The sequence below is a fragment of the Sphingomonas sp. NPDC019816 genome (assembly GCF_050274375.1).
Classification (GTDB): Bacteria; Pseudomonadota; Alphaproteobacteria; order Sphingomonadales; family Sphingomonadaceae; genus Sphingomonas.
On sequence record NZ_JBNNOB010000254.1, the window covers coordinates 1 to 1,842 of the forward strand.

Here is a 1,842-nt window from a genome sequence, read left to right on the forward strand (position 1 = left end):
AAACTTCATGGCGGTCTTTGTTGTCAGATAAGAATTACGGCGCGGAGTATATCACCATATCGCCGTGCTCTGCGCACAAAACCACACATGAGCGCCATGATTTGCTAATCAAGATCCGCTAGGATAGGCTCTGGCGCCACGGTTCACATGATGACGTAAAAAGAAAATTATGCCGAAAAAACCAGCACAATCAGCCAGTACAGAGCAAACTGCCAGCTTTGAAAGCGCCCTCGGCGAGCTGGAAAGCATCGTGACGCGTCTGGAGTCAGGCGAATTGCCGCTGGAAGACGCGCTGAACGAGTTCGAACGTGGCGTACAGCTGGCGCGTCAAGGCCAGCAGAAACTGCAACAGGCGGAACAGCGTGTGCAGATACTCCTTAACGACAGCGCCGACGATGCGGCGCTGACGCCAGCTTCTGCATTTTCAGGCCGAAGGCCACGTTGCCTTCCACCGTCATATTGGGAAACAGCGCATAACTTTGAAACACCATGCCGATGCCGCGCTTTTGCGGCGCCAGCGGCACCAGATCCTGGCCCTGCAGCAAAATGTGCCCGCTGTCGACCTGTTATTACCTCTGCTGATATCTGGAGGGGCATGGCTATTTTTACGTTGGTTAAAAGGATATGATTCCCGGCGACGTTGCCAGTTTGACCGGGTCAGCGATGTTAAACGCTTGTCCGTCCTGTTGCGTATTCAGAAATTGCAGGAGGGACCGCAGAATGGCATGACGTCACTGCAAACTAAAACTCTGTATGAAAGTATTGGTATCCGCCTGCCGGTATGGGTGGCACATCAGCTAGTGGACTATTTGGGCCGTGGATCGGTGGCATTGAACGACCTTGTGTTGAACAGTTTCTTGCGCTGTACCTTTCTCACTTCGAGTATAAACGGCGTGTTTACCCTGGATACCCGCAAGTTGTTACGTCAGTATGTTTCGCGGTTTGTCTTCCTCATCATCAGCGCTTCAGCTATCGCCTATGGTTTCTATATCAGCGTGCGACTGCCGCTGGAGAAAAGTGAAACCAATACTCTTTTATCTTTATTCTTCTTTGTTGCCTATTTGATATTGGCGTTTTTCGTCGTGATCTGGACGACTAATGAATGGAAAAACCTGTGGCGCGCCAAGGTTTTCTGGCTGGGTTGGAAACCCCACCTGTGTCAAAACGAAGCGGAGTATCAGGCGCATTGTCAGCATGCGCGCAATGTTGCGGCGCAGGAAAACGTGCCGGATACCGCTTTAGAAACCGTTGCCGATTTGTCACCGACCGAAAAGCCACTGCGTGGATGGCTGATGCGTAGGCTGGGCAAGAAAAATAATTAACCTCTAAGCGCCATACCATCACATGGTTCTTAACGCGTTTTATCGGCGAACTTCAACACGCCCCCCACCAGCAGCAACGCAGCTCCCGAAGCATAGAGCGGGAACCAACGCGTCCACCAGAGTGAGGAAAACAGCGGGGTGCTATTGGGATCTGCGGAGGCGTAGCCGCTATAGGTATTCAGGCCGGCGGCGATGCGCCCCCCGCTTTTCCAAGGAGCCCGTCCATGTCCCAGCAAGCCTCTTTCGGCCAGTTGGCCCTGACCTACTGCGGCAAGTTCCTGCCGCTCGAAGTCTTGCAAAGCGCCGCCGGCCACTACATCGGCACGCGCGATACCGAAGGTCCCGTTTCGCGGGAATCCCGCGAGTACTTCCGCAGCTATGCCGCGGCTCAACGCGCCCTCGAAAGAGGCGGCTGGTCCCAGCTCGCCATTCCCTGATCCAACTGGAGAAATCACGTCATGAACCAGCTACTGCCGCGGGAAGTCGTCGATCAGATCATGCGGGAAGAGCAGCATTTCGC

Annotated in this window: 3 protein-coding genes and 1 pseudogene; 3 read left to right on the forward strand and 1 reads right to left on the reverse strand. The window is 54.1% G+C overall.

The genetic code is table 11. The features are described 5' to 3' along the window. Nucleotides 1-169: 169 nt before the first annotated feature. Nucleotides 170-361: pseudogene (gene xseB / locus ACQKJZ_RS19160) on the forward strand (exodeoxyribonuclease VII small subunit); the annotation flags it as partial. A 16-nt stretch (nt 362-377) separates the two neighbouring features. Here xseB and ACQKJZ_RS19165 read toward each other — a convergent pair. Then, entirely contained in the window at nt 378-545 is a 168-nt protein-coding gene (locus tag ACQKJZ_RS19165) for a hypothetical protein (protein WP_427733281.1), read from the reverse strand. Nucleotides 546-548: 3 nt separating this feature from the next. Between ACQKJZ_RS19165 and ACQKJZ_RS19170 the strand changes: the two genes are divergently transcribed. After that, nucleotides 549-1,322 carry a hypothetical protein gene (locus ACQKJZ_RS19170; protein ID WP_427733283.1) on the forward strand — a complete coding sequence of 258 codons (774 nt, stop codon included), beginning with the start codon at nt 549-551 and terminating at the stop codon, nt 1,320-1,322. Nucleotides 1,323-1,546: 224 nt separating this feature from the next. Then, nucleotides 1,547-1,759 carry a hypothetical protein gene (locus tag ACQKJZ_RS19175; protein ID WP_003290186.1) on the forward strand — a complete coding sequence of 71 codons (213 nt, stop codon included), beginning with the start codon at nt 1,547-1,549 and terminating at the stop codon, nt 1,757-1,759. The last annotated feature ends 83 nt before the right edge of the window (nt 1,760-1,842 follow it).